This window comes from Agarivorans sp. D1326 (assembly GCF_056958115.1).
This window is the reverse complement of the sequence record NZ_JBTWEN010000011.1, coordinates 1-22,977: the sequence shown is the minus strand read 5'-3', so window position 1 is coordinate 22,977 and position 22,977 is coordinate 1. Positions and strand designations below refer to the sequence as shown.

The 22,977-nt window shown below is 44.7% G+C and carries 22 protein-coding genes and 1 tRNA gene; 13 read left to right on the top strand and 10 right to left on the bottom strand.

The annotated features are described in order from the left end of the window. Nucleotides 1–18: 18 nt before the first annotated feature. Nucleotides 19–1,593 (bottom strand): BCCT family transporter, encoded by a 1,575-nt coding sequence (locus tag ACYFDN_RS18200; protein ID WP_016402966.1) that lies wholly within the window; start codon nucleotides 1,591–1,593, stop codon nucleotides 19–21. 323 nt (nucleotides 1,594–1,916) lie between these two features. On the opposite strand from ACYFDN_RS18200, the gene ACYFDN_RS18195 reads away from it, so the two are divergent. Continuing rightward, entirely contained in the window at nucleotides 1,917–2,681 is a 765-nt protein-coding gene (locus tag ACYFDN_RS18195; RefSeq protein ID WP_016402965.1) for an exodeoxyribonuclease III, read from the top strand. Nucleotides 2,682–2,746: 65 nt separating this feature from the next. On the opposite strand, the gene ACYFDN_RS18190 is transcribed toward ACYFDN_RS18195, so the two are convergent. Beyond that, entirely contained in the window at nucleotides 2,747–3,463 is a 717-nt protein-coding gene (locus tag ACYFDN_RS18190; protein WP_483512242.1) for a hypothetical protein, read from the bottom strand. 286 nt (nucleotides 3,464–3,749) lie between these two features. Between ACYFDN_RS18190 and ACYFDN_RS18185 the strand changes: the two genes are divergently transcribed. From ACYFDN_RS18185 to ACYFDN_RS18175, 3 genes are all read left to right on the top strand, one after another. Next, nucleotides 3,750–4,733, top strand: a complete 984-nt coding sequence (locus ACYFDN_RS18185) for a lipase family protein (RefSeq protein ID WP_483512241.1) — start codon at nucleotides 3,750–3,752, stop codon at nucleotides 4,731–4,733. Nucleotides 4,734–4,964: 231 nt separating this feature from the next. Then, entirely contained in the window at nucleotides 4,965–5,354 is a 390-nt protein-coding gene (locus tag ACYFDN_RS18180) for a CBS domain-containing protein (protein ID WP_483512239.1), read from the top strand. Between the two features lie 227 nt (nucleotides 5,355–5,581). Further along, on the top strand, nucleotides 5,582–5,830 hold the full coding sequence (locus ACYFDN_RS18175; protein WP_016402961.1) for a hypothetical protein: 249 nt from the start codon (nucleotides 5,582–5,584) through the stop codon (nucleotides 5,828–5,830). A 57-nt stretch (nucleotides 5,831–5,887) separates the two neighbouring features. Here ACYFDN_RS18175 and ACYFDN_RS18170 read toward each other — a convergent pair whose 3' ends face one another. The 3 genes from ACYFDN_RS18170 to ACYFDN_RS18160 all read right to left on the bottom strand — a co-directional run bounded on the left by ACYFDN_RS18170 (nucleotide 5,888) and on the right by ACYFDN_RS18160 (nucleotide 9,211). After that, nucleotides 5,888–6,937, bottom strand: a complete 1,050-nt coding sequence (locus tag ACYFDN_RS18170; RefSeq protein WP_483512238.1) for an alpha/beta hydrolase family protein — start codon at nucleotides 6,935–6,937, stop codon at nucleotides 5,888–5,890. Nucleotides 6,938–7,168: 231 nt separating this feature from the next. Further along, nucleotides 7,169–8,359, bottom strand: coding sequence for a class I SAM-dependent methyltransferase (locus ACYFDN_RS18165; protein ID WP_483512237.1), 1,191 nt, complete (start codon nucleotides 8,357–8,359; stop codon nucleotides 7,169–7,171). A 219-nt stretch (nucleotides 8,360–8,578) separates the two neighbouring features. Beyond that, nucleotides 8,579–9,211, bottom strand: a complete 633-nt coding sequence (locus ACYFDN_RS18160) for a glutathione S-transferase family protein (protein WP_483512235.1) — start codon at nucleotides 9,209–9,211, stop codon at nucleotides 8,579–8,581. A 242-nt stretch (nucleotides 9,212–9,453) separates the two neighbouring features. Between ACYFDN_RS18160 and ACYFDN_RS18155 the strand changes: the two genes are divergently transcribed. From ACYFDN_RS18155 to edd, 4 genes are read left to right on the top strand one after another with little or no spacing between them, the layout of a single operon-like run. Next, on the top strand, nucleotides 9,454–10,479 hold the full coding sequence (locus ACYFDN_RS18155; RefSeq protein ID WP_483512234.1) for a LacI family DNA-binding transcriptional regulator: 1,026 nt from the start codon (nucleotides 9,454–9,456) through the stop codon (nucleotides 10,477–10,479). Nucleotides 10,480–10,483: 4 nt separating this feature from the next. Beyond that, the gene (locus tag ACYFDN_RS18150; RefSeq protein ID WP_483512232.1) at nucleotides 10,484–12,925 is read left to right on the top strand and encodes a GH36-type glycosyl hydrolase domain-containing protein; all 2,442 of its coding nucleotides are present in this window, start codon (nucleotides 10,484–10,486) and stop codon (nucleotides 12,923–12,925) included. After that, a complete protein-coding gene (locus tag ACYFDN_RS18145; protein WP_483512230.1) occupies nucleotides 12,922–13,452 on the top strand; it encodes a gluconokinase in 531 nt (176 codons plus the stop codon). Before ACYFDN_RS18150 ends, ACYFDN_RS18145 begins: the two co-directional genes overlap by 4 nt. Before the next feature lie 7 nt (nucleotides 13,453–13,459). Continuing rightward, nucleotides 13,460–15,268: a phosphogluconate dehydratase gene (gene edd, locus ACYFDN_RS18140; protein WP_483512229.1), complete on the top strand. Its 1,809-nt coding sequence runs from the start codon at nucleotides 13,460–13,462 to the stop codon at nucleotides 15,266–15,268. A gap of 19 nt (nucleotides 15,269–15,287) precedes the next feature. Here edd and ACYFDN_RS18135 read toward each other — a convergent pair whose 3' ends face one another. The 4 genes from ACYFDN_RS18135 to ACYFDN_RS18120 all read right to left on the bottom strand — a co-directional run bounded on the left by ACYFDN_RS18135 (nucleotide 15,288) and on the right by ACYFDN_RS18120 (nucleotide 18,269). After that, entirely contained in the window at nucleotides 15,288–15,803 is a 516-nt protein-coding gene (locus ACYFDN_RS18135; protein ID WP_483512228.1) for a cysteine hydrolase family protein, read from the bottom strand. 179 nt (nucleotides 15,804–15,982) lie between these two features. After that, nucleotides 15,983–16,156: a hypothetical protein gene (locus ACYFDN_RS18130; RefSeq protein WP_194164113.1), complete on the bottom strand. Its 174-nt coding sequence runs from the start codon at nucleotides 16,154–16,156 to the stop codon at nucleotides 15,983–15,985. 136 nt (nucleotides 16,157–16,292) lie between these two features. Further along, nucleotides 16,293–17,732: a peptidoglycan DD-metalloendopeptidase family protein gene (locus ACYFDN_RS18125; protein WP_483512227.1), complete on the bottom strand. Its 1,440-nt coding sequence runs from the start codon at nucleotides 17,730–17,732 to the stop codon at nucleotides 16,293–16,295. Between the two features lie 87 nt (nucleotides 17,733–17,819). Further along, on the bottom strand, nucleotides 17,820–18,269 hold the full coding sequence (locus ACYFDN_RS18120) for a Fur family transcriptional regulator (protein WP_016402947.1): 450 nt from the start codon (nucleotides 18,267–18,269) through the stop codon (nucleotides 17,820–17,822). Nucleotides 18,270–18,692: 423 nt separating this feature from the next. On the opposite strand from ACYFDN_RS18120, the gene ACYFDN_RS18115 reads away from it, so the two are divergent. Further along, a tRNA-Phe gene (locus ACYFDN_RS18115) sits at nucleotides 18,693–18,768 on the top strand. 53 nt (nucleotides 18,769–18,821) lie between these two features. On the opposite strand, the gene ACYFDN_RS18110 is transcribed toward ACYFDN_RS18115, so the two are convergent. After that, entirely contained in the window at nucleotides 18,822–19,400 is a 579-nt protein-coding gene (locus ACYFDN_RS18110) for a helix-turn-helix domain-containing protein (protein WP_220718705.1), read from the bottom strand. Nucleotides 19,401–19,522: 122 nt separating this feature from the next. On the opposite strand from ACYFDN_RS18110, the gene ACYFDN_RS18105 reads away from it, so the two are divergent. From ACYFDN_RS18105 to bfr (ACYFDN_RS18090), 4 genes are all read left to right on the top strand, one after another. Continuing rightward, nucleotides 19,523–20,725: a benzoate/H(+) symporter BenE family transporter gene (locus ACYFDN_RS18105; RefSeq protein WP_483512225.1), complete on the top strand. Its 1,203-nt coding sequence runs from the start codon at nucleotides 19,523–19,525 to the stop codon at nucleotides 20,723–20,725. A 31-nt stretch (nucleotides 20,726–20,756) separates the two neighbouring features. Further along, nucleotides 20,757–21,455, top strand: coding sequence for a monofunctional biosynthetic peptidoglycan transglycosylase (gene mtgA, locus ACYFDN_RS18100; RefSeq protein ID WP_483512224.1), 699 nt, complete (start codon nucleotides 20,757–20,759; stop codon nucleotides 21,453–21,455). A gap of 451 nt (nucleotides 21,456–21,906) precedes the next feature. Next, nucleotides 21,907–22,386 carry a bacterioferritin gene (gene bfr / locus ACYFDN_RS18095; RefSeq protein ID WP_016402943.1) on the top strand — a complete coding sequence of 160 codons (480 nt, stop codon included), beginning with the start codon at nucleotides 21,907–21,909 and terminating at the stop codon, nucleotides 22,384–22,386. Further along, nucleotides 22,386–22,853 carry a bacterioferritin gene (gene bfr / locus ACYFDN_RS18090; RefSeq protein WP_016402942.1) on the top strand — a complete coding sequence of 156 codons (468 nt, stop codon included), beginning with the start codon at nucleotides 22,386–22,388 and terminating at the stop codon, nucleotides 22,851–22,853. The genes bfr (ACYFDN_RS18095) and bfr (ACYFDN_RS18090) overlap by 1 nt, the downstream gene beginning before the upstream one ends. Nucleotides 22,854–22,977 lie beyond the last annotated feature (124 nt).

The following is a 22,977-nucleotide window of genomic DNA, read 5'->3' as shown; positions in this document are numbered from 1 at the left end:
GTTAAGGCTTAGAAAGTCTTAACTGCGTTTTTCGGTACGTAGACCCATTAACAAGCTTACACACATCACCAGCAATATGATGGTGAATGGCAAGGCCGTAGAAATGGCGCCCGCCTGTAATGCTTGGATAGCTTCGGTGCCGCCAACCCAAACCAGCGCGGCAGCAATTGCGCCTTCAATGGTCGCCCAGAATACGCGCTGAGGAACCGGAGCATCCACTTTACCGCCCGAAGTAATACTATCGATAACCAATGAACCAGAGTCTGAAGAGGTTACAAAGAATACCAATACTAAAACGATCGCTAGTAAAGATAAGATGCTGCCCATTGGCAAGGCATCAAACATTTGGAACATAGCTAAAGGCACTTCGGTTAAGCCGTCGGCGCCTAAGGTACCCACTTTGTTGACGATTTGATCAATCGCAACGCCACCAAATACCGACATCCATAGAGTGGTTACTACCGTAGGTACGATTAGCACGGCAATGATAAACTCACGGATAGTACGGCCACGTGAAATACGCGCAATGAACATGCCTACAAATGGTGACCAAGAAATCCACCAAGCCCAGTAGAACACTGTCCAGCCGTGCATCCATGCTGAGTCTTCACGACCAACAGGGTTACTTAGTGGAATAATGTTTTCGATGTAGCCCATAACGGTGGTTGGCACTGTGCCCATTGAAACCGCAAAGGTGACTAAGGCAACAAATACTACCAAGGCTGCCGCTAGCAACATGTTTACGTTACTAATGACTTTCACGCCGCCGTCAATACCACGAACTACCGATACCACGGCTAATAGTGTCACCAAGAAAATGATGCCTATTTGCAGCAGTAGACCGTTATCTGCACCAAATACATGGTGGAAACCACTGGCGGCTTGTTGCGCGCCTAAACCTAAAGAGGTTGCTAGGCCAAACAGCGTGGCAAGTACTGCAAGAATATCTACAACGTGTCCAGGCCAACCCCAAGTGCGATCACCCAAGATAGGGTAAAACACCGAGCGCATAGACAACGGTAGGCCTTTGTTAAAGGCAAAAAAGGCTAGTGATAGAGACACCACACCGTAAATGGCCCAAGGGTGTAATCCCCAGTGGAACATGGTGGCGCCAAGCGCTAATTTAGCTGCTTCTGGCGTATTGGCGGTAACATTTAGTGGTGTTTCGTACCAGCCTGTAAAGTAAGCAACAGGCTCAGCTACGCCCCAAAACATAAGTCCAATGCCCATGCCTGCGGCAAATAGCATGGCTATCCACGACATCATTGAGTAATCGGTTTTGGCGTTTTCACCACCTAGGCGTATTTTGCCGAAGGGGGATACCACCATTGCTAAGCAGAACAGCACAAATATGTTGGCTGACCACATGAATAGGCCATCAAATGCGCCGATAATTTGCCACTTTATTCCATCTAATGCGGCTTTTGATACGTCTGGATCAACCAGCAGTATGGCTATTAGGAACACACCGATTAAAGACGCGCTAATGCCAAAAACTGGGTTATGTACATCAAAGCCCCATTTTTGAACATTATCTTGTCCGACAGTGTAATCGGTATTATCAATACTGTATTTATCTTTGTTGGTAGTCATTCATCCTCATATAGCACAACGTCCATGCGATTTTGTATGCCTACTGTACCTTAATAAGCATTAATTTTCAGAAACTAACTCAAAGTAAGCCCTTCTATTAGCTTAGTGTAGGTGTAAGTTAACAAGTAATTGATGAAAGTTTCATTTAGATGAGAGAAATCAAGCAGGATTCTATCAATTTGGTATTTGAGTATTAATCTTAGCCCCTAGTGTTTAAGGGTGTTTTTCCTTGGTTTTAGCCTCTACAATGAAGCACTAATTTGCTTCAGCCTGAGCAAGGCTTGGGCTTGAATATTACACTTTACTCTCTTAAGGAAGGGCGAATGCGTTTAGTATCGTGGAACGTAAATGGCATTAGAGCGGTGATGAAGAAAGACTTCATGGCTTCGCTAGAATCAATGCAAACCGATGTGCTGTGTTTACAAGAAACCAAAGCACAAGATGATCAAGTGCTTGAAGCCCTAAGTGAGCTAGAGGGATACCACATTTACAGCAACTCGGCGGTTAAAAAAGGTTACTCAGGTACTGCCATTTTAACTAAAGAGAAGCCGCTAAATGTTGAATATGACATGGGCATTGAGGAGCACGACCAAGAGGGGCGAGTCATTGCGGCCGAATACGCCGAGTTTATTCTGGTAACGGTATATACCCCTAACTCTGGTAGTGAGTTAAAACGTCTTGATTACCGCCAGCAATGGGACGCCGATTTCCTCGCTTATCTAAAAGCTTTAGAAGCCCGCAAACCGGTGTTGGTATGTGGCGACTTAAACGTAGCCCATAAAGACATTGACTTGGCTCGTCCAAAACCTAACTACAACAAAAGCGCTGGCTATATGCAGGCAGAAATTGACGGCATTGATAATTTAACCGCTGCTGGTTTTGTTGATACCTTCCGCTTAAAGAAACAGGATGAGGTTAAATACAGCTGGTGGAGTTACCGAGCTGGCGCACGTGGCCGAAACATTGGCTGGAGAATTGATTACTTCTTGGTGAGTGAAGCCTTTGCTGCTCAAGTTAGTGATGCTGACATTTTGAATGATGTTATGGGCTCTGATCACTGCCCTGTGCAAGTGGATGTTGCGGTTTAATTTTCCCACGAACTAAATAAAAACGCTGCTTATTATAAGCAGCGTTTTTGTTTTTACTTGGCGCTTTAGTTGAGCAAGCTTGTTTCTAATTTAGCAAAGTACTCACGGGCGTCTTTCATATCACGGTAGCGAGGGTAGCCGTCTTCATCCTCCCAATTGCATGAGCGCTTTACGTATTCTAACCACATTAAGGTTTGTTGCTGTTGGTCTTTGATATAGTTAAGCACTGGCTGTTCAAGTTGCTCTGGCGCTGGATAGTATTGCTTGAGCAGTTGATGAACAGCTTGTTCTCTGCGTAGCTGTTTAACCGAGTTCAGATTACAGTACTTGAGTGCGTTTGGGCCAGAATCAGCTAACAGCAGTTTACCTTCGAGTTCATCGTTAACAACTACACTGCTTAGCTTAACTGTTTCTAGATCTAACATCTTAGTTGAGGCTTGTGCTAACACTGTATAACTAAATGTTTCGGTTTCTACTGTTACTGGGTAGTAATTTAATGAGTGCCCTGGCATCAATAAACTGGCTTCCACCGTACTGCTTGCCTCCAGTAGAAATTCACCTTGCTGATTGGATTGTGTCGCCGCTTCCGGTGAAGAAAGGTAGTAAGCAGTAATACCACTTAAAGGGCTAAAGTTAGCGCTCTCACCTGGGGAAAATAACACTACCGTCCCTTGCACTTGGGGTGTGAGGTAAACGGTTTGAATGGTAGGTACACATGCTAACAATAATGAGCTCAAAGCCATTGTTGCTATAAGGCGAGTTTTGCCAGCAATCATTGCCATTACTTGTTCTCCAATTTTATTGTTAGCTAGGTTTTATATACTGATAGCCACCGCTTAACTTACGTTTGTAACTCAAAACTAGGCGAGTGTTACTGTTTTAGCCTAAGCCTAAGTCTTCGGGCAGCGCTTGTGGCTTATTTCTATTTCGTTATCAGCTTGTCATGTAGGCTCGCTACACATTAAAGCTTTTGCCTTGCATATAAGCCGCAAAAATCAGCTCGAAAGGTCAACAGCCCCTAGTAAATGCGTTAAGCTAATCGTTCGCTTAACAGTAGCAGTTTTAGCCATGAAGAAGCCAATCCCCGACGCCAAATACTACGACATTGTTCCGCCTGATATGAATTACCTTTATTTCGAAGGTGCTAATCAATATCCGTTTCAGCCCAACAATACCGAGTTCTCAGAGGTAAATGCTTGGTGGTTGGCCGAATGTTCACTGCTTGCTTATTGTCACCCAGGTTTTGCTCGTATGGCTTTTAAACTAGCTGGCTTTGAGCAGTTTAGTTTTTTTGAGGGCACCGGCACCGAATGCATGGCAGCTGGAAATCGAGAAGCCTTAATTATTGCCTTTCGCGGCACAGAGCTTAAATCTTTGTCTGCCTTATACGAGTTAAAAACAGACTTAGACAGCATGCCTGTAGCTTTTGCAGAGGGTGGAAAAGTACATCAAGGCTTTGCCAAAGCGCTCGACGAAGTTTGGAGTGGCGAGCAAGGCTTACAGCAGTTTATTGAGCAGCAGATAGTAGACTTCCCAGACCGCCCTATTTGGCTTACCGGCCATAGCTTAGGTGGTGCTTTAGCAAGCTTATGTTTTGCTAAAGTGCCACAAGCAACGGGTTTATATATTTATGGTGCCCCGCGAGTCGGCAATCAACAATTTATTGAGCAGATTAATCACCGGCCTATTTGGCGAGTAGAACACGCCAAAGATCCGATCCCGATGTTACCGCCCAATTTGCCCGCAATAAGCTTTGGTTTTGAGGATGTTGGCGAGTTGGTTTACATTCACAGTAATCAGCAAATAGATTACCAACGACCGGAAAAGAGCCCTACCGAGTATAAAGCGCTTATTGTTAATACTTTTAAAGCTCAAGAACAACGCCGTAAGAGTTTGAGTGTTGATCTTACCGAGATAAACCAGCACTTACTTGAGTCATTCAAAGAATGGCGAGATAATCTTAAACAGTGGCAAGCCGACAGTAAAATTAGTTTTACCGATCACATGCCCATCTATTACTGCGTAAAGCTTTGGAATAACTTACCAGGGTAAAATCACTTTGGTGCTAGTGGTTGGGGTAAATAAGGGAGCTTAGTTACCACTGGCTGCTCACCCGCATAACCAAGCCTAATCGCCAGCCTATGTGTTCGTTTAAGCAATATTGATCTTCAACAAGCTAGAGCCTCATTTACACTAGAGTGGCCACCTAAGGCATTAAATCCAACTACTATTAAAGTATCAATAACCTTTTGGTTAGAGAACTAAATGCTAAGGAGGCATCTAATGAGCACTCAAATTAGCAGTTTCATGGAAACCAATGTAATCGGAGTTGCGCTAGACGATTCGGTTGAAAAAGTATGCCAAGTATTAGATGACAACAAGCTTTGTTGTGTTCCGGTATTTAGCCCTGATGGCGCCATTTTTGGCGTAATTAGTGCGAGTGATTTGGTGCACTTTAGTGCCCAGCGAGCTAATCCAAAGTTGGAACATGCTTGGGAATTGTGTACACATCGGGTGATAGAGGTTGCGCCTGATATTAGTATTCAGCAAGCCGCAGAAATTATGAGTTATGAAAAAATCCATCACCTTATTGTTACCGAAGGTTCAGCCTGTGTTGGCATTGTCTCCGCCTCTGATGTATTAAGTGCTTTCTTAAAAACAGAGTTTATCTAGTACTCTAGATATGGTTGAGAGAGTTCCTATCCTTGTTGTTGCCTGTATAACTATGGGTAAACACTGCAATTAGTTTCATACATTTCAAGCTGCTCATAAAAATTTTGACTATTATAGAGTTGTTAGTGATTTTTTTGTCACTAAGGCTTGTGGATGGTTTAATTTCAAGTCTCTGATGGATATTGCTTTAGTTAGCAATGGTAGTTAGTCACTAAGGAAGCGACTGTATGAAAAAATTAAGAATCGAAACTTATCAGCTAGATACCGGAAGCCTTTCTGACTCGGTCAATTTGCCCATATACATCGCAAAAACTTTGTTTAAATGCTTACCGCCTAAATTAGCTGCTTATTTCTCCGATGACGCCGATAGCTTGGCAACCCTCAAAGCGTCGCTGCTGAGTCGCGATAGTTCTGGGGTGATCCTCGAAATAGAAGATATTGAAGACAATGAGCGTGTTGTATTTAAAGTGATTTAATTTAATGCTGACCTTAAGGCTTAGTATGCAGCGATTAAGGCCTAGTGACTTAAGTCGCTAGTGTTGGACTTGGCGCTCCAGCCAAGTCGCAATTTGGTCAAGCGAGTTGTCGGCAAACATGCTTTTGCCAAAAAACTCAATCATTAAGATATGCGCGATTCCGGGGCTTTGAGTATTCCAAAACCAGGACTGCAATAGCCCATGACTGGCTCCAGAAAACTGCTTAATGCTTAGCAGCTCCGGATCGTTGTGGGCGAAGGCTTGGCGATAATGGTAAATGCTATCGTTGATATCTACATTAAGGTCGTCTTCTCCAAAAGCTGCGAGAATAGGAATGTCTATTTGGCTTAACTCTGAACTTGCGTCATTCATCCAGTTTTTTGTGATAAAGCCGTAACGAGCTTCATCGCTAAACAAGCCCTCATTAAAGTTGGGATCGCTTGTGAGCATATCTTGGTGCGCGCTTTGGTAAGCCGCGAAAGACAAGTTTTGTTTTACTGCTTGAGTGAGCAAGGAATCAGGTAGCGTTTTATAGAATTCTGGATTACTGCCAGTACCATTACTGATGCTGCGGTGGTATTGGCCTTGGCGCAACCAGTTAATCGCGGTGCCTACAAACACCGCGAAATCAACTTGATGCTGTTGATTGCTTATTTTAGGCAATACCCAGCCAGCTTGACTAAAGCCCATTAAACCGATGTGTTGCTGGTCGATAACGGCATTTTGCTTGCGCAGGTAGCTTATTGCATTTCTCACAATCTCCGCTCGCTCTTCCATAGAATGCTCTAACCAGTTTCCACTTGAACCACCAACACCGGGTTTATCCCAACTTAAAGTAGCAATGCCTCGTTTGGCAAACTCGGTCCATATCGGTTTGTAATAGCCATAGGCATCATAAGGCATCGCACCGTCGCCGTGTACTAGCACAACAACTGGGTAAGGGCCTGGAAGATTGGTGGGAGTAATTAGTGAGCCACTTATCTTAAGCTCACCAGAGGGGAAACTAATTTTCTTTTCATGAACTTGAGGTGAATCATCCAAGCAAGAAAACACCACTCCAACGATGAGGAGTAACAAACCATAGCGATAAATCGTTGATCTGCTCATGCTTTAATGTCCCTTGTTAAGCGCTTAGCTGCCTACATTAAGTTAGTGATTATTATTATGAAACTAATACGCTAAATCTTTTGTATAGAACTGTCGTCTTCTTGTTTAATCCGTAGCGGATATGTCAGCGTTTGTAGCGAAATTTGGCTAGTGAAACTTGCTTAGCGAGATATGTTGATAGAATAAAAAACGCTGCAAAAGCAGCGTCTTTGAAGCGTTAAGAGGCTAGAGTTATTTAACTCTACACAAAAAGCCTTTTAGGTAGTGACCTTCTGGGTAGGGGCCGCCAACTGGGTGATCTTCGGCTTGCTCTAGGGTTTTAAGAAACTGCATTTCTCGTTTGGCATCAATGGCTGCATCGGCCACGATTTTTTGGAACAAACTCGTTGGCATAAGGCCAGAACAGGAGTAAGTCAGCAATATTCCACCAGGACGTAACATCTGCATAGCAAGCATGTTGATGTCTTTATAACCTCGGCTAGCGCGATTTAAGCTGGCTTTACTATCAACAAATTTTGGTGGGTCTAGCACTATCATGTCGAATTGCTCATCACAATCGCGGTAGGCGCGCAGTTGCTTAAATACATCGGCATTTAGCTGGGTTATTTTGCTAGCGTCTAAGTCGTTTAACTCAACGTTTTTGGCGGCTATCTCTAAAGCGGCGTCAGAGACATCTACGTTTACCACCTTTTTAGCGCCACCAGCCAAGGCATAGGTGCCAAAGCCGCCGGTGTAACAAAAGCAGTTAAGTATTTTTTTGCCTTTGGCGAGCTGTCCAACCAGTTTACGGTTATTGCGTTGATCAAGGTAATAACCGGTTTTATGGCCGGTTTCCACGTTAATGAGTAGGCGCAAACCGTTTTCATTTATTTCCATTGGTTGAGCGGGTAGCTCACCATGAATCAGCCCTTGTTGAGGAGCTAAACCTTCTTTTTTGCGAACATCTACGTCTGAGCGTTCGTAGATAACATCATCTGGGAAACAGTGTTTTAGCGCTTCAATAAGGTTAGTACGCTGAAACTCTGCTCCAGCACTTAGCAGCTGCAATACCAATACATTTGCATAGCGATCAATGGTGATGCCTGGTAGGCCATCATTTTCACCAGCAACTAAACGATAAGCGTTGGTATTGGCAAACTCACCGAGAATTTGTCGAGCCGCTTGGGCGTCTTCTAAGCGGTCAATAAAAAACTGCTTATCAATTTCTTGCTGCTGTTCAAAGCTCCAAACTCGAGCTCTAATTTGCGATTCTGGCGAGTAGGCAGCAGTAGCCAGATATTTCCCTTCGGCGCTGTAAACTTCTACGGTTTCGCCAGAGAGTGGCTTGCCCGATACTTTATGAATGCCGTTTGAAAAAATCCAAGGGTGACGACGTAACAAAGCTTTGTCGCGCTTGGCTTTAAGGGTGATGATGCCGCTCATGTTCTGCTTCCTAATGATTAATGCCGCGCATTATAAGCGCCATGCTTAGCAAAACCCAAGTATAGTCTGGCTTTATTACTCGTTGGCAGGTTTACTCGGTTTATTAGGCGATGAAAAAGCCAAGCAGAAGCTTGGCTATTTAGTGAGTGAATTTTGTCTGGTGGTCTAGGGGCTGTTTATCTTTCACGAACAAAATTAACCGCGAAAGATAACCAGTCCCTAGAGTTTGCTCATGGCTTTTCCATTCATTTCTTTCTCTAGGCCGGTGTTGAGCGCCGAGCGCTGGCTGGTGCGTTTGCGGTAGGCCATGAGTTTTGTGGGAAGTTGCTGCTGAAACGCCATTGCCCAGTTTAGGGTGTGGCACAGCAGTATATCGGCAACCGTAAACTGTTCGCCCAATAAATAACCTTCTTCTGGAACCCAAAACTCGGCAATGGCAGCCGCTTTATTAAATTCCCAAGTAGCGGTTTCTTGCATCTCTGGCACGCGCAGTTCTTCAGGTAAAGCAAAGCGATGTTTGCCCATGTTCCACAAGGCTTGTTCTAATTCACAAATGGTAAAGCTTACCCAGCGGTGGTGCAGGGCAGCTTGGTCGCTGCCTGGGGAGGGCAAAAAGTGCGGGCCGTATTTCTCGGCTAAATAAAGGCAAATAGCGGCAGATTCATTAAAGACTAGCTCGCCATCTTTTAATGCAGGCACTTTACCGCAGGGATTAATGCTTAAGTATTCATCGCTGTGGTGTTCACCGGCTTGAAGGTTAAGGTAGTGATAATTCCATTCAAGTTGTAACTCTTCCAGCATCCACGATACGCGCAAAGAGCGAGTGCGTGGCGAGCCATACAAAGTAATCATTCAAACTGTTCCTATTCAGCATTAGCAAGCATTGTATAAAGTAGTTGTTTGAACGCGACTACGCGAGCTTTTGTTGTTGGCAATTTGTCAGCGTTTTGATGAGCGGCTGTGAAACTAAAGAGCTAATTCAAGCTTGGTTTCATAGTAATTTGGAATCGGTTCCGTTTTGCTTGTTTAAAGCTTGAGCATCTAAGCTTTGGCGACCATGCTGGTGTTAAGTTGGGTTAGCAATATTGGAAACGATGGCAACGATTAAAGATGTGGCTAAGTTGGCGCAAGTAGGCGTGGGAACCGTATCTCGCTGCTTAGCTGGCAAGGGCGGGGTGTCTGCCAAGGCTGAGCAAAAGGTAAGCGAAGCCATGCAGCAGCTTAACTATCGACCTAACAGCCTTGCTCGGGCTTTATCTACCCAGTGCTCCAACATTATTGGTGTTTGGTTACCTTCATTGTCCGGCCCTTTTTATCAGCACATACTACAAGCCATAGAGTTTGAGCTGCGCCTGCACGACAAACACCTAATTATAGCCAATGCTGAAGAAGCAAACAGTAATGAAGAATATCTGCAGCACTTAGACTATTTAATTAATCGTGATTGCGATGGAGTACTGATGGTGTGTCCAGAAATCGCCATTTCGGATCTGCTGATTGCTCAAGCTAATTACCCACCGCTGGTATTTATTAATCACTCCACCGATTTATTGTCTAAGCAGTCTTTTAGTGTTGATCATTATGCAGGTGGTTGTTTGGCAGCAAACAGCTTGTTGGCGCTAGGCCATAAGAACATTGCTTGTATAAGTGGCCGTTTAAGTGCCCAAGATGCGCAGCAGCGCCAGCAAGGTTTTGTGGATGAATTAGCCCGCCAAGGTCGGCCGATTAACCCGGAATTGTGTATTGAAGGAAGCTTTGATTTTGCCTCTAGCCAGTTTGCAGTGCAGCAGCTACTGGATAAACAGTTGCCTTTTGATGCATTGTTTTGTGGTAGCGACAAAGTTGCCTTAGTGGCTTTATCAATCTTGCAGGGGGCTGGCGTAAAGGTGCCGCAACAGGTTTCGGTATTGGGCTACGATGATGTCGATTTTGCCGCAGTTGCCTCACCACCTCTTAGCACGATTGCCATTCCTATCAAACAAATGGCGACAGTCGCTAGCAGGCAAGTACTCAATTTAGCTTACGACTTAACACTCACTATTCCCAGCGTGTCTGAGCCGCGTTTTATTGCGCGAGCGAGCACCCAAGCATCCCCGTATCTTAAGACTAAAGAAGGCTAAGCTTATGGCGAAGTTTATAGAAGATGGAACACGTTATCACTTAGAAGACCCTTGTATTGCGCCAAACAGCGCGGCTTACTTGTGGAACAAAAAAATGATGTTGCACATAAACTGTCGTGGCTTTGCGGTTAGCCAATATATGGATCCCGAACCTCGCAAATATGCTCATGTGCCCAATTTAGCTGCGCAAAGCTTTATGCAGCCCGAGCAGCCTTATTTTAGTCATCATCCTGGACGTTTTTTCTACTTGCGAGATAATCAAACTGGAGAGATGTTTTCTGCTCCCTACGAGCCAATGAAAGTGGAGTTAGACCGCTTTGCTTTTGAGCCGGGTTTGGCTGACATTCGCTGGGTGGTAGAAAAGCTTGATATTGAGCTAAACATAAGGCTGAGCCTAGCGGTTGATGCGGTGCTAGAGAGCTGGCAAGTCACTCTGCGAAACCTAAGCTCGCAGCGTCGAGATATTTCTTTAATACCCTATTTCCCAGTGGGTTACGCCTCGTGGATGAATATGGGCGGACAATATGATGCTGAGCTTAATGCGATTGTTTGCAGTAGTGTAACTCCTTACCAAAAAGTCACTGATTATTTCAAGAATCAGCACTTCAAAGATCTTACCTTTTTGTCTGCTAGCCGACTGCCAGACTTCTATGAAGTTTCGCAACAGGCTTTTGAAGGAGAGGGTGGTTTACATAACCCCAGTGCTTTGCAGGATGGTGGAAACTTAAATAATGGCGAAGCGCATTATGAGCTGCCAGCGGCGATTATGCAGTTTCAATATAATTTACCGGCCGATGGTAGCGATGTGCTTAATCTTAGTTTTGGGCCGGCGAAAGATAAGGCCGAAATTAAGCAACTCAACCAGCAGTATTTGTACGCCGAGCTAGATCCCCAACGCCAAGCTAGCGAAGCCTATTTTGCTCAAGCCAAAGGCTGTATTTCCATAGAGACGCCCGATCAGCAGTTTAATCACTTTGTTAATCATTGGCTGCCTAGGCAGGTGTTTTATCATGGTGATAGTCAGCGTTTAACGACCGATCCTCAAACCCGTAACTACCTGCAAGATGCCATGGGCATGGTTTACCTCAAACCAGAAGCTTGTAAACAGGCATTGCTAATCGCACTTAAACAGCAAAAGTTCTCAGGTGAGATGCCCGACGGCATTTTATTAAGCGAACAGGCGGAGCTTAAGTACATTAATCAAGTGCCGCATACCGACCATCCGGTTTGGCTAGCCATTGTGTTAAACGCCTATCTTCAAGAAACCAACGACTATAGCTTGCTACAACTCAGGCTTTGTTGGGCAGATAACCCACTCGAGCAAAGTGTATTTGAGCATGTGAGCAAGGCGATGCAATTTTTGTGTGAGGCCAAAGATGAACGCGGTTTGCCTTATATCGCCCAGGGAGATTGGTGCGACCCAATGAACATGGTGGGCTATCAAGGCAAGGGCGTGTCGGGTTGGTTGGCCGAAGCCATTTCTTATGCCTTGCAACTGTGGGTGCCAGTGTGTGAGCACCTAGGCGAAGCCGCCTTAGCTCAAGCCTTTAGCCAATGTGCAGAACAATTAAACCAGCGCATTAATCACTATTTTTGGGATGGCGCATGGTATGGGCGCGGCATTACCGATGCTGGCAAGTTATTTGGCATAAGCAGCGATAAGGAAGGGCGAATATTTCTTAATGCCCAGAGCTGGGCAATGTTATGTGGAGCTGCCAGTAATGAGCAAAAAACGCAGATGCTGCAGGCCATTGATGAGCAGTTAGACACGCCGTTTGGCGTAATGATGAGTGCGCCTGCCTTTACCGAAATGCGCGATGATGTTGGTCGAGTCACTCAAAAGTGGCCGGGCAGTGCCGAAAATGGCTCGGTGTATAACCATGCAGCAGCGTTTTACGCGGCTTCTTTGTATGCCAGTGACGAAGGGGAGCGCGCATTTAATGTATTACGCAAAATGCTGCCAAGCAATGCCACAGACGAATTGAAAGTGCGTGGGCAATTGCCGATTTATTTACCTAACTATTATCGAGGCGCTTATTACCAATACCCACGCACCGCTGGGCGCTCTAGCAACTTGTTTAATACTGGTACTTGCGCTTGGTATTACCAATTAGTGGTTGAGCAGTTGTTTGGCCTACGTGGTACGCCACAGGGCTTGCTGCTTCAGCCGCAACTGCCAAGTGATTGGCAAAAAGCCTCGGTGGTTCGAGAATTTAGAGGGGCAAACTTTGATATCCAATACCAACAAGTTAGTGGAGGCAGTGCCAAGCCTATAAGCGCAAAACAGCTATTGAGTGCTGATGAAGCTAAGCTCACCATCACTCAGCAGGCCGATGGTAAATTGCTGCTTAGTGGTTTCGTGGCTGGCGAGCGGTATCAGATAAGGGTAATACAAGCGCTAGAAGACAAGGCCAGCCAAGCCGCTGCTGAGAGTGCCTTAGTATGAATGCTGAACAGGGTATGGTTTATTACGTTATGGGGGTTTCCGGCTGTGGCAAATCTAGCATTGGTGAAGGGCTGGCAAACTATCTGCAAGCTGAGTTTATTGACGGAGATACGCTACACCCTCAAAGCAACATAGAAAAGATGCGCAGTGGTCTTGCACTAAATGATGAGGACCGTAAGCCTTGGCTGGCGAACATAGTGGCTAAAGCTGATGCTATTAGCCAGCAACGAAAAACGGTAGTCATTGTTTGTTCTGCATTAAAGAAATCTTACCGAGATCTATTGCGCCAAGTAAGCAATAAAGTGGTGTTTATCTACTTAAAAGGTGAACAAACTCTAATTCAGCAAAGGCTAGAGCGGCGCAGTAATCATTTTATGCCACAGCACTTATTAGCTAGCCAATTTGCCACCTTAGAAGCCCCTTCTTCTGCCGAAGCTGATGTTATTCCGATTGAAATTGACGCTAACCTAGAGCAGGTACTAGCACGTTGTATTAATAGTATTAGTCGCAAGCCCGCGCTTAATTGAGGTTGAAATGAATCCCACTATCAAACACGTTACCCAAAACATTATTGCGCGCAGCCAAGGCTTGCGCAGCGATTATGTTCAAAGAATGGAAAAACAAGCTGAGCAGGGGAACGCAAGGGCACATTTAAGCTGCGGAAACTTAGCCCATGCCATTGCTGCCTGTGGTCAGCAACAAAAAGACCGCCTGCTAGATTTTACCAAAGTAAATCTGGCTATTATTACTGCCTACAACGATATGTTAAGTGCTCACCAGCCCTACGCTCAATACCCTCAGTTGATTCAGCAAAAAATGGCTGAACTTGGCCATAGCGCGCAAGTTGCTGGTGGTGTACCAGCGATGTGTGATGGCGTTACTCAAGGCCAAGAGGGCATGGATTTATCGCTGTATTCACGTGACCTTATTGCCCAAAGCACTGCCATTGGTTTGAGCCATCAAGGGTTTGATGCCTGCGTCTTATTAGGGGTTTGCGACAAAATTGCCCCAGGGCAGTTAATGGGAGCTTTGTCTTTTGGCCATTTGCCAACTGCTTTTATGCCCAGCGGGCCAATGCCAAGTGGTATTAGCAATGATGAAAAGGTGGTGGTTCGCCAACGGCATGCTGCTGGAGAAGTGGACAAAGCGGCGCTGCAGCAGATGGAAAACAAAGCCTACCATGCGCCCGGCACCTGCACTTTCTACGGTACTGCCAATACTAATCAACTGGTATTTGAAACTATGGGTTTAATGCTACCGGGTAGCGCCTTTGTTAATGTGAATACCGCGCTTAGAGATAGGCTTAATCAACATTTGCTTAGTCACATGGTGGGAATTACTCGCGGAGGCTCAGCTTATCGCCCGCTGTATCAAGTTATCGATGAGAGAGCCATTGTGAATGGTTTAGTGGCTTTGTTGGCTTCTGGAGGCAGCACTAATCACACCTTACATATGATAGCGATTGCCCGTTGTGCCGGCATTATCATTAATTGGGATGATTTTGCGCAGCTTGCCGAGGTAGTGCCGCAACTTTCTAACATGTACCCTAATGGCCCAGCAGATATTAATGCCTTTGAGCAAGCAGGTGGAGTGCCTTGTTTGCTGCGTTTGTTAGCGCAACGAGACTTGCTGCATATGGATGCCACTACTCTCTATGGAAAGCTAAGTGATTATTTACAGTCACCTGTTTTAGTAGGCGAAGAGCTAAAGTGGGGGCCAGCACAGGCCAGCAACAATAACCATGTGATTGCAGCAGACGGCAAACAGTTTAATCGCAGTGGTGGCTTGCAGGTATTAAGCGGCAACTTGGGGCGGGCAGTAATAAAAACCAGTGCAGTTAAGGCTGAGCATCAAGTTATTTGTGCGCCAGCTAAAGTATTTGATTGTCAGCACAACGTGGTAGAAGCGTATCAACAAGGTAAGCTTGACCAAGATGTTGTAGTAGTGGTGCGTTATAACGGGCCAGCAGCCAATGGAATGCCAGAGCTACATAAATTGATGCCAGTATTGGGCAACTTGCAAAAACAAGGTTTTAAGGTGGCACTGCTTACCGATGGTCGCTTGTCGGGCGCATCAGGTAAAATTCCCGCCGCGCTGCACCTAAGTCCAGAAACGGCCAAAGGCGGTTTGCTGGCCAAAGTACAAGACGGTGACATGATCTACTTAGATGCGATTAAAGGACGCATCGACTGCCAAGTTAGCGAGCAAGAACTACTGCAACGAGAGCCTGTCGCCGACAGCAAAACCAAACAAGATGAGGGTTGTGGCAGAGAGCTATTTAATCCCTTTAGGCGTTTGGTAGGCAGCGCCGAGAGCGGCGCTACCATATTATTTGATGACTAAGTCTTCACGTAGCCGCAACTTAAAAAGCTTGCTCAAGGCTTAATAGTGGAATTCGGGTAGACAAGGCATGTAAGGCAATGTTGTGTAGCATTTCATCTACCGTGGTGCTGCAGTCCGCCAAAATGGATACTTCATAAGCCTCGGCTGCTTTCGATAAGGCTGTGTGAGTAATACAGTTTTGGGTCATCATGCCGCAGATTAGCAGCTTATCTATGCCTTGTTGTTGTAGGTAACGATTAAGTTCGGTTTGCTCGAAACTGTCGGCAAATCTTTTCACTATCACTTTGCCTTGTGGAGCTGCCGCTAAGATCTCTGGGTGAATGTCTGCGCCGCTTGAGTCTTGATTGAAAAACGGGGCGAGCCCCAATGCTGGGTCGGCAATGTGTTGAATATGAATAAGCTCCATCTGTTGCTCTGTAGCCTTTGCTATCGCAGATTGAATGTTCTGCAAGCATTTTGAGGTATTCCAAAGCGGGTATTTGCCTTCAGGGAAATAGTCATTTTGTAGATCGATGATTAACAGGGCAGTGGTCATAATTGTTAGCCTTTTAATATAATTGCGTTTAATCAGTGAGGCTATTATCGGATTGGTGCTGGTTGGCTAACAGAGTCATAAATGACAACTATGAGGGTAAAACTGACATTGTGAGAAGTGTTAATAAGGAACAGTAGGCACCACTGCTTTACTCAGAAGCTAGCATGTTTAGTGTTGAGCTAGCTATTATCCTTGCTAGCTAGTATTGGCTGGGTGTTATGGCTTTCTGGCAAATCAGTTTGCGAAGAAAATAGCGATGAATTTAGCGCCACACCTTTGTGTAATTGACTGGCAATAGAGATTGAGAGCAACACTGGAATAAGCAGCAACAACACCAATGTAAGTCGGTTCATAAAATACCCCTAACAAGCTGTACATGTTATTAGACCGCGAATAGCCTCTTTTGATTGCCAGCAATCTGTAATAAAACGTAAAGAAAAGTAAAACGGACCAATTAAGGTCCGTTTTTAAAGGGGGAAGCGAAGTGGTTTAGCCTGCCGCAATCAAATCATTCATATTGCTAACCAGCTGGTCGAACTCGGCACGCTCTTGTTTATCAATGGCAGAGGCGAGGGGGATTTTTGCGGTCATTGGATTAACCGCTCGGCCGTTAATATGGAACTCGTAATGCAGGTGGGGCCCTGTTGAGCGACCTGTATTGCCAGAGTCTGCTATCACTTGGCCACGAGTGACTCGTTGCCCTTTGCGAACTTTAAATTTGTTTAAATGTAGGTAACGTGAGCGATATTTACCGCCGTGTTGAATCACGATGTATTTACCCGCATACGGGTGATTCTCGACTCGTGTTACTACGCCATCGCCAGCGGCTAGAACAGGGGTGCCAATAGCAATGCCGAAATCGGCACCGTTATGTGGCGAGATACGTCCGGTAATAGGGTGCTTACGACGTGGATTAAAACCAGAGGTGACCCGGTGAGCACCTTTAAGCGGTACTCGCATAAAGGCGCGCGCTAGGCTTTCGCCATCTTTGTCATAGTAGTTGCCATTGCTAAACAAATAAGCACTGTATTCGTTGCCTCGGTTAAAAATACGTACTGCACTAATTTCACTTTGACCGGTGAGTTCGTCATCGATGTATTGGCGATTACGTACAACTTGGAAAACATCGCCCGCTCTAAAGTCACGAGAAAAACGCAGTTTGTCTTTAAACATTTGCGCTACTTGCTCTACTTCACTTGGGCTTAAACCAGCTTTTCGGGCTGATACGTAAAAGCTACCTTCAATGGTGCCTGCTATGGCTTGTTTCTGCCATTGCCCTTCAATATTAATGGTTTCGTATTCGAAGCTGCTTGCATCTACACGCTTAAAGATGATTTTTTGTGCCGGATTAAAGGCAAGTTGTAGGGCCAATAATTGTTGTTGGTCGTGGTCAATGGTAAAGGTAAGATCATGACCAGGACTTAAGGTATCTAAAGCTAGTACCGAAATATCCGCCTCTAGTACTTGATACATAGTGGTTTGGTCGATGTTAAAGCGAGTGAAAATTTTACCTAAAGTATCGCCCTTCTCAATAGTGTATTGATAGCTGCGTTCGCCTCCAACCTCAGCTTGTTCAGGCTCTGTTTTTGCAGCAGCGAGTGTTGGCTCGTTGGTGTTTTGCTTTGCCACAACTGGCGATTCAGCAGCTTGTCTAAACTGCTCGGCACTGGGCTCATCTTGGGTATTCTGCTTTACTATATCGATGGCTTCATTGGAGCGACTAGCCAGGCTAAAAGTGATGCCATCGGACTCTGACTTAAAGTCGTTTTGCGGCAATTCGATAAGCTGACGGCTATTGGTACTTACTTGTTTGGAGCTAGGCCAAATACTGGCAATGCCCACGAGTACACCGCAGGCAATAATGAGCTGCCAATGTTTGTTGGGAAGCCTGCTAGGGCGACCAAACAAACGAGTTTTACTGTTAAACATACAATCTTTTACCTAATGAACGCTGTCTTAACGCAGCTGTTATTGTATTAATACTAGTGAGCGACTTTTGCTGGTTCGTGGTGCTATTCACGACACTTGCCCTTGTTGGCAACCAGAGCAAAGCCCTTGGAATTCGTAACTTTGTGAATGCAATTTAAAGCCTTGCTGTCCGGCAAACTGGTCCAATTCAATTTTTAATGATTCAGACAAGCCTATTTGAGTGACAGATTTACAGTCGGTGCAAATAAGCAAGGGTTGTGGAGTAAATGGGGCATGCTGGTGGCCAATGATGTAACGGCTACTTGATTCAATATGCTGAATGAAGTGATATTGCAGTAGGAAATCTAAAGCGCGATATACCGTTGGAGGCTTGGTGTTTTGTTGCTGTTGTTGCAGCTTAGCCAAAATATCGTAAGCGCTAAGTGCTTGTTGATGTTGATGAAGAATAGCCAACACTGCTGCACGATTTGGCGTGAACTTAAGCTTATTTTGGCTACAGTAGTCACTGACACGTTGTATATAATTGGCTGTAGACATGCTTTACCGAAATAGAACTTAGCTGATGAGCGAAATACACCCACAAAATTTGAGCGTTACATTATAACAATCACTGCTTATAGGCAAGCCTTGCAAGGTCAAGTATCGACATTGCCATGGTTTTTTATGTCTTATTTAAGTGATTGTAAATAAAGCGCTAAATTATGTCGTTGATTGGCGACAGGTTAAAATGTACTACTTTAAGTGATTATGCCATCTGCTATTACTGTTTACTTCACTGAGTGAAGAGATGTAAATACCGAGTAATTTAATGCGGTTGATTAGCGCTGAAGCTGCTGTAGATAAAGGCTCCACTAAAAGTGCTGATTTTTTATTTAGTTTGCTCGCTTTGTAAGCACTCGAACCTTAATTGCGAAAAAGCGGTTGACTTGTTTCGGCTAAAAACGTTTAATAGCCGCCGTTGCCCGGATAGCTCAGTCGGTAGAGCAGAGGATTGAAAATCCTCGTGTCGGTGGTTCGATTCCGCCTCCGGGCACCATCTTTAAAAAGCCTGCTAAATTTAGCAGGCTTTTTTCGTTTCAAGCCTTGAATTTAGTTCTGCTGAGATTTATTGCGAGAATAGTGAATTAAGCAATGAAACACCGCCGCTTGCTTGTTTAAGTTTCTGTAGCCGTGAGGTTTATCGCCAGCAAAGCGCAACGCTTGTCCTTGGCTGAGTTTATTCCATTGCCCATTTGCCAATACTTCCATCTCCCCACTGGTCACAATGACATGTTCACTCACTCCTGCTTCGTGGGGCTCCGATACTCGCTGATAGTTCTCTAACAAGGTGAGTTCGTACATCTCAAAACCATACTTTTCATCGTAAGGGAATAAAATTGCTACAAGCATGTCATCGCTGGCGGGTTGTTGGCGAAGTTGATCTGCGCTGCGAATTTCTGGCTGGGCTTGTTCTGCAAGTTCTGGCTCTAAAAAGGTTGATAAGGAAGTATTAAAACCTCCTGCTATTTTCCACAGTGTGGCAATAGTGGGGCTAGATTCACCACGTTCTATTTGTCCTAACATGGCTTTACTCACACCGGTTTGTTTGGCTGCGGTGTCTAAACTCCACTGTTTGTCTTTGCGCTGCTGTTTGAGCGCTGCCGCGAGATATTGATTTAAGGCCAGCAAAATAACCTACTAGTTGAAAAATTAGTCTTGTACGTTATAGCGCACAAGTGCTAGGCTTGTCCAGTGCGTGCGCTATAGCGCACGGCGTGAGTAGGAATTTACAGTTAAGCCAAGGAGTAGCTATGCGTGACTGGTTTGTTTTATCTCGAGTGTCGGCTGGTTTTATCGCAGTATTAGTGGGCTATACCAGCTCAGCCGTTATTGTGTTTCAAGCTGCTGCTTCGGCAGGAGCTAGCGAACAGCAAATTGGTTCGTGGTTGTGGGCTTTAGGTATTGGGATGGGGGCGACGAGTATCGGCTTTTCTTGGTATCACAAAAAGCCGATTCTTACTGCTTGGTCTACGCCTGGCGCAGCACTGCTAGTGACTAGCTTATCTGGGCTCTCGGTTAATCAAGCGATTGGTGCGTTTTTGTTTAGCTCGCTATTAATAACCTTAGTGGGTTTAAGTGGGTTGATGGATAAGCTGATCCGTTGGATCCCACAATCAGTGGCCTCTGCGATGTTAGCTGGAGTGTTATTGCAATTTAGTTTGCAGTTGTTTCAATCACTAGAGAGCCAATTGATATTGGTATCCAGTATGGTGGCCTGCTACCTAATCGGCAAATTATATGCCCCACGCTACGTTATGCTGATTACCTTACTGGTAGGCATTACAGCAGCTTTTTACTTGGGTTTACTGGAGTTATCGTCGGTGACTTTAGAGTTAGCTATGCCGGTGTGGATTAGTCCAACATTCTCATGGCAAGCAATCTTAGGTGTAGGTTTGCCTTTGTTTGTGGTCACCATGGCCTCACAAAATATGCCTGGTATTGCAGCCTTGCATGGCAATGGATATCGGCCTGCAGTTTCTCCACTGATATCTTGGACAGGCGTCGCCGGGATACTGCTAGCGCCATTTGGAGGCTTTGCTTTTAACTTGGCGGCCATTACTGCTGCAATTTGCATGGGCAAGGAGGCCGATGAAGATCCCACAAAACGCTATTATGCCTCGATATGGGCTGGAGTGTTTTATCTACTGGTGGGCTTGCTGGGGGCAACGGTGGTGAGTTTGTTTGCCGCTTTTCCTCAAGAGTTGGTGGTGGCTATTGCTGGTTTAGCGCTGATTAGTACCATCGCAAACAGTTTATCAACTGCTTTAAACTGCACAAAGGGAAGAGAGGCGGCCGCCATTACTTTTTTGGTAACTGCTTCATCGGTCAACTTGTTTGGCATTGCCAGCGCGTTTTGGGGCCTAAGTTTAGGTTTGAGCGTGCACTACCTTTTTTCTCGCAATGAAGCCGCCGGAATAGTTAAAGAGACTAGAGAAGCTAGCAATAAAGCCTAGCTTATCTTAAGGTGAAGCATCACAAATATGATTGTTTACGTCGTTGATTAAACGTTTTTTGCTCTACTTACTAAAAGGCTTTCTGCTACTTGCTCTGTTTGCTGAGTTAATGGTGTTAGCCTTACGTTGGATCGACCCGCCAATTTGGTCTTGGCGCTTACACCGTGCTTGGTTCCCCCCTGCTTCATACCCTGAGCAAATACAGCACCAATGGATACCATTAGCTAATATCAACAAATCAATGCCCTTGGCGGTGGTTGCCGCTGAAGACCAGCGGTTTTTGTCGCACTATGGCGTAGACTTTTTAGCTATCTGGAAAGCGTATAAGAGCAATCAACAAGGCGGGCGATTAAGGGGCGGTAGTACTATTACTCAACAAACTGCCAAAAATCTGTGGTTGTGGCCTAGTCAGAGTTATTGGCGAAAGGCAGTAGAGGCTGGCTTTGCAGGTTTGCTGGAGTTGAACCTACCTAAATCCAGAATCATCGAGATTTACTTAAATATTGCTGAGTTTGGTCCTGGTATTTACGGCGTAGAGGCGGCTAGTCAGCATTACTTCGCTTTGTCTTCATCACAACTTAGTGCTCGTCAGGCGGCAAGCTTGGCAGCCTTGCTGCCAAGTCCATATCGTTACTCACTAAACCCCAACAGTGCATTTATGAGCCAGCGAATCTCGTGGATTCGCCAGCAAATGCGCCAATTAGGATCTTTAGAGTTGAGCCGCCATTAGTTTACGCATGACTAAAGTGCTGCTTGGAAAAGGTCTATAGCGAATTGAGATGACAGCTTTAGACAAAGCAAAATGACAAATACAGAGATTGCGATAAGGCTAGCTTTTGAGAGTGTTTTTAAGAATCCAAAGAACATAGTGACCTCACTTGTGTTTAGCCATCCCTGGAGTTTGATTCAATGTAATTATACTAAATGTTGAGTAAACACTGAATTTTAGAATTTGTTTTAGATCAATATTGACTGCTGTTTTTTTAAACAATCACTAAAGAGTGTGATCGGTAAATTGATTTTAATTTTGGTCACTTAATCGCACACTAAATTTAAATATTAATGATAATGGTTGTCATTCTTTTTACTGTAAGTTAATGAAATGTAAATATATTATGCAGCGAGCTTAGTTAGGGTGTATACTTTTTCGATACCTCAAATTGGCAGCTTGGAGCGCAGTAATGAAAGCCGAACCAAATATAATTGCTTTGTTAAATAAGGTGTTAGTTTCAGAACTTACTTCGATTAACCAGTATTTTTTACATGCCAGAATGTATAAAAACTGGGGTTTTGATGCGCTGAATGAGCGTAACTATAAAAAATCGATTAAGGATATGAAGCAAGCCGACAAATTAATGGAGCGAGTTTTGTTCCTAGAAGGTTTACCTCATGCCCACATGTTGGGTGTATTGCGCATTGGTGAATCCACCGAAGAAATGCTGCAATGTGATATGGACTTCCAGTTAGAGCAGTTGCCAATCATTAAACAAGCTATTGCCGAATGTGAGCTAGCTAAAGACTTCGTTAGTCGAGATTTGTTAGAAGAAATCTTAGATTACGAAGAAGATCATATTGATTGGATTGAAACTCAACAATATCAAATTGAAAAAATGGGCCTAGAAAACTATTTAGCTGCTCAAATTACCGAAGGAGATGACTAATGAAAGGTAATAATGAAGTCATTGATGTGCTAAACCGCCTGTTGATGAATGAACTAACAGCAATGGATCAGTACTTTATCCATTCACGCATGTATGAAGACTGGGGCCTTAATAAGTTATATGAGCGCATCGATCACGAGTTTGATGATGAGAAAGGTCACGCCTCATTGCTTATTCAACGTATTTTGTTCTTAGAAGGTACACCAGACTTAAGTAAGCGTGAGCCTTTGCGTATTGGTAGCGATGTACCAAGCATGCTTGAGAATGACTTAAAAGTTGAGTATGAAGTTGATGCCTTACTAAAAGAAGCGATGGCCCTTTGCGAGCTTAAGCAAGATTACGTAACACGTAACATGTTGCAAACCCTGATTGATGATACCGAGATGGATCACGCTTATTGGTTAGAGCAGCAGTTAGGCTTAATTAAGAAAATTGGCTTAGAGAATTACCTACAAAGCCAAATGTAAAAGTTGTGCCCAGCAGATATAAAAACGAGAGCTTTTGCTCTCGTTTTTTGTTTTATACCAATCACACTAAGTAAGTGTTCAAAAAAACGCAGGAAAAATACTCGAGAATAAGGCAGGATTTTTC

Coding starts and splice junctions, on each gene's coding strand:
- ACYFDN_RS18200 (WP_016402966.1), bottom strand. CDS start 1,593: ATGACTACCAACAAAGATAAATACAGTATTGATAATACCGATTACACT.
- ACYFDN_RS18195 (WP_016402965.1), top strand. CDS start 1,917: ATGCGTTTAGTATCGTGGAACGTAAATGGCATTAGAGCGGTGATGAAG.
- ACYFDN_RS18190 (WP_483512242.1), bottom strand. CDS start 3,463: ATGGCAATGATTGCTGGCAAAACTCGCCTTATAGCAACAATGGCTTTG.
- ACYFDN_RS18185 (WP_483512241.1), top strand. CDS start 3,750: ATGAAGAAGCCAATCCCCGACGCCAAATACTACGACATTGTTCCGCCT.
- ACYFDN_RS18180 (WP_483512239.1), top strand. CDS start 4,965: ATGAGCACTCAAATTAGCAGTTTCATGGAAACCAATGTAATCGGAGTT.
- ACYFDN_RS18175 (WP_016402961.1), top strand. CDS start 5,582: ATGAAAAAATTAAGAATCGAAACTTATCAGCTAGATACCGGAAGCCTT.
- ACYFDN_RS18170 (WP_483512238.1), bottom strand. CDS start 6,937: ATGAGCAGATCAACGATTTATCGCTATGGTTTGTTACTCCTCATCGTT.
- ACYFDN_RS18165 (WP_483512237.1), bottom strand. CDS start 8,359: ATGAGCGGCATCATCACCCTTAAAGCCAAGCGCGACAAAGCTTTGTTA.
- ACYFDN_RS18160 (WP_483512235.1), bottom strand. CDS start 9,211: ATGATTACTTTGTATGGCTCGCCACGCACTCGCTCTTTGCGCGTATCG.
- ACYFDN_RS18155 (WP_483512234.1), top strand. CDS start 9,454: ATGGCAACGATTAAAGATGTGGCTAAGTTGGCGCAAGTAGGCGTGGGA.
- ACYFDN_RS18150 (WP_483512232.1), top strand. CDS start 10,484: ATGGCGAAGTTTATAGAAGATGGAACACGTTATCACTTAGAAGACCCT.
- ACYFDN_RS18145 (WP_483512230.1), top strand. CDS start 12,922: ATGAATGCTGAACAGGGTATGGTTTATTACGTTATGGGGGTTTCCGGC.
- edd (WP_483512229.1), top strand. CDS start 13,460: ATGAATCCCACTATCAAACACGTTACCCAAAACATTATTGCGCGCAGC.
- ACYFDN_RS18135 (WP_483512228.1), bottom strand. CDS start 15,803: ATGACCACTGCCCTGTTAATCATCGATCTACAAAATGACTATTTCCCT.
- ACYFDN_RS18130 (WP_194164113.1), bottom strand. CDS start 16,156: ATGAACCGACTTACATTGGTGTTGTTGCTGCTTATTCCAGTGTTGCTC.
- ACYFDN_RS18125 (WP_483512227.1), bottom strand. CDS start 17,732: ATGTTTAACAGTAAAACTCGTTTGTTTGGTCGCCCTAGCAGGCTTCCC.
- ACYFDN_RS18120 (WP_016402947.1), bottom strand. CDS start 18,269: ATGTCTACAGCCAATTATATACAACGTGTCAGTGACTACTGTAGCCAA.
- ACYFDN_RS18105 (WP_483512225.1), top strand. CDS start 19,523: ATGCGTGACTGGTTTGTTTTATCTCGAGTGTCGGCTGGTTTTATCGCA.
- bfr (WP_016402943.1), top strand. CDS start 21,907: ATGAAAGCCGAACCAAATATAATTGCTTTGTTAAATAAGGTGTTAGTT.
- bfr (WP_016402942.1), top strand. CDS start 22,386: ATGAAAGGTAATAATGAAGTCATTGATGTGCTAAACCGCCTGTTGATG.